The sequence below is a fragment of the Roseiarcus sp. genome, assembly GCF_052145395.1.
GTDB lineage: Bacteria > Pseudomonadota > Alphaproteobacteria > Rhizobiales > Beijerinckiaceae > Roseiarcus.
In genome coordinates this window covers 1-2806 of the sequence record NZ_JBKQOT010000188.1, presented here as the reverse complement: position 1 = coordinate 2806, position 2806 = coordinate 1, and the positions used below count along the sequence as shown (strand labels likewise).

Below are 2806 nucleotides of genomic sequence, written 5' to 3'. Positions count from 1 at the left end.
ATTGCAGCTTGGCGACAAAAGTTGGCGGGCGGCTACGCCTCCAAAGACCGACATTCGCGACACGACCGGCGCCGGAGACTCTTTCAACGCCGGCTACCTCGCCGCGCGCTTCGTTGGCATGGATCCTCTCGCCGCTTGCGCAATCGCGCAGGGCGTCGCCGGAGAGGTCATCCGCTGCTTCGGTGCCCTTGCTCCCGTAGAGGCGCTTGCGGGCTACCGCGATGCGCTTCGCGCTCAGTCGTGATCGGTCGGGTTCGGCGCCGGCTATTCGACTGGCCTCGAGGGCCGCATCTTTCACACGGTCTTCGACCGTCGCGTGCCGCGAACGGACATTCGGTCAGTCCTGATCCGAAGCGGCCGGGCCTTGCCCAGAGAGAAAGACCAAAGAACAGGCTCGACCGCTGCCCGATTCGGCGCCCGGCTCTTCTGCGGCGGCGGATTCCCCTTGAAGACGAAGCGCCGGCGGGCCTCATGATAAGCGGGGTCTGGCCCGAAGAAATTGACCCGCATCCGCGCAAGCTCCTCGGCGCGATAGCTCGCAAGGGGCTTGACCCATTCGTCGTCGCGACGCTTCTCGCGCTTCGTCCGAAGCGTCAAGCGGAATGCCGGATCCCGAGCGAGATGCTTCGCTCGCTCCCTCAGTTGGGCCTCAAACGCTTCGGTATCCACACTGAAGGCGTCGTCAAGAAATCCCATCTCCTTCGCCGCCCGCGTGCCGATCGGCTGGCAGGACTGGGTCAACTCCAGCGCCCTCGTCTGTCCCACCCGGCGCGGCAGCGTATACGTCCAGTATTCCGATCCGTAGAGGCCGCCCATGCTCCGGTAGTGGGGATTGAGGACAACCCCAGACCGCGCATAGACGCGGTCCGCGGCCAGCGCCAGCATTGCGCCCCCCGCTCCGGCATTGCCGCGCAATCCGGCGATGACGAGATGGGACATGGTGTTGAGAATTTCGAAAGTGAGATCGTCGATCGCATTGATGTTCCGCCAGGACTCGGCGGCGGGATCGGCGCTCGCCTCGATCATATTGAGATCAATGCCATTCGACCAGAAATCAGCGCCGCCCAGCAGAGCGATGACCCGGGTCGGGCGCGAGCGGGCGTGAAGAAACGCGTCGCGTAGCCGGGCGCACTGGGCCGTGCTCATCGCTCCATTGTAGAAATCGAACGAAAGATAGCCCACCTCATCCTCTTCGGCATAAACGATCTCGCGGAAAGTGCGACAATCGGCTGGCGCATCGATCGACAGTCGCGCCTCCGCCACACCGCGAAGCGGTCCCAAGACCCGCGTCGCCGGCAGCTTGATCCCGGCGACGGGAACAAGTCCCGCATCGCAGAGCCCGTAGCCGATGCCCGCCTGGGCGAGGCAGACCTGGTCCTTGGCCTTCAGATGGGAGATCCAGATGGCGCCATCGATGGTGCCGATGCAGATCGCGCCGTCGCGCTGGGCCAGAACCTGGCCGGGGGGGCCTTGGAGGCGCTCCTCCACATGCACCCCGTAGAAGTAGCAAGTCTTGCCGAGCAACGAGCCGCGGACGCCAGGAGAACTATCGGCCGCGCGGACCTTCCGCACGATCATCGCCGTACTGTCCCGCATCCAGTCGATGGCACGGTCAGCCTGCCGCATCGGTGGCCGCAGGCAGCCGCGCGCATACACCGCCACATCGGACAGCTTCTCGGGCTGCCAGGCGCCGGACCGGAACTCACCCGATTCGATCCGCGCGACCGCCTCAAGCACTCCGCACAAGGCGGCCTCGGTGACCGGACCACGATAGAGGCTGCTCTTCGCGGGGGGATCTTCCGCCACGGCAAACTCATGCGAGGCCCAAATTGCGCCCGCATCGAACTCTTCAGCCGCTTCCAGGATCGTCACGCCCCAGCTGTCTTCGCCGTTGGCTATGGCCCAGTCGAGCGAGGAGGGCCCCCGATCGCCAAGGATGCCGGGATGCACGATCAGGCAGAGTTGGCGCGACCAAATCTCCTTCGGAACGGCGATCTTCAGCATCGGTGCAATGATCAAATCCGGCGGCTCGCGGGAGACGGCGGCGATCATCGCCTTGTCATCCGCTGCAATGCAAACGCGGATGTCGTGGCCACGCTCGCCGAGCTCCATCCACAGACGCTGGCTGAGACTGTTATGGGCCGATGTCAAAAAGAGAATTCTCACAAGCTCTCGTAAGCCCGAGCCGGCGTTCCCATGGGTACGCCCGTGGACGCGGCGAAAGGAGAGACGCTTCGACCGTATTTTGTCACAAACTCCCCCTTTCACGCCCCCTGTTCAGGGGCGCGCCGCCAAATCTCTATTGCCTCTCATTTCACCTCACGCCCTGCTCTGGGCGACCACTACCAGCGTCTCAAGTCCGTAGCGTGATGTCTGTGATCCTCATCACTCCGCGGCGAGGGAGGTGCGAGGTCCGACAGTCTACCGATTCGACAAGTTAGTCGATCCCTGCGGGCACAGCCTCTACGATTGACACGAGGGACGCTGTCGGTACGACCCGCGTCATTTGGAAACCAGCCTCGTCGAGCAGAGCGCTGTACTGGGACGCTGTTCGCTCTTCCCCTCCCGTCAATAGCTTCGCGAGTGTAGAGCCCATGACAGTACGAGCCCGTCCTTACCTCGTGTCGCGATTCATGGGAACTGAGGATAGAATCTCTTCAGTTTGATGCGAGCGTCGTCGGTGGTGAGCTGCCAGTTGGCCGTGACGCATTTCTTGTTTCTGTTTCTGGTCCATGCCTCTGCCTCGGCGGCCAGCGTGCCGATGTCCGGGATTCGCCGGTCGAGGCATTGCCGTGAAAGGATGCTG

Annotated in this window: 2 protein-coding genes and 1 pseudogene; 1 reads left to right on the top strand and 2 read right to left on the bottom strand. The window is 63.4% G+C overall.

All coding sequences use genetic code 11. The annotated features are described in order from the left end of the window. On the top strand, window positions 1-244 hold a 244-nt coding region (locus ACLP25_RS06575), incomplete at its 5' end, for a PfkB family carbohydrate kinase (protein WP_442468421.1). A gap of 50 nt (window positions 245-294) precedes the next feature. On the opposite strand, the gene ACLP25_RS06570 is transcribed toward ACLP25_RS06575, so the two are convergent. Both ACLP25_RS06570 and ACLP25_RS06565 read right to left on the bottom strand, forming a co-directional pair. Beyond that, window positions 295-2151: an enoyl-CoA hydratase-related protein gene (locus ACLP25_RS06570; RefSeq protein WP_442468420.1), complete on the bottom strand. Its 1857-nt coding sequence runs from the start codon at window positions 2149-2151 to the stop codon at window positions 295-297. A gap of 480 nt (window positions 2152-2631) precedes the next feature. Continuing rightward, window positions 2632-2806 (bottom strand): annotated as a pseudogene (locus tag ACLP25_RS06565) (IS630 family transposase); the annotation flags it as partial.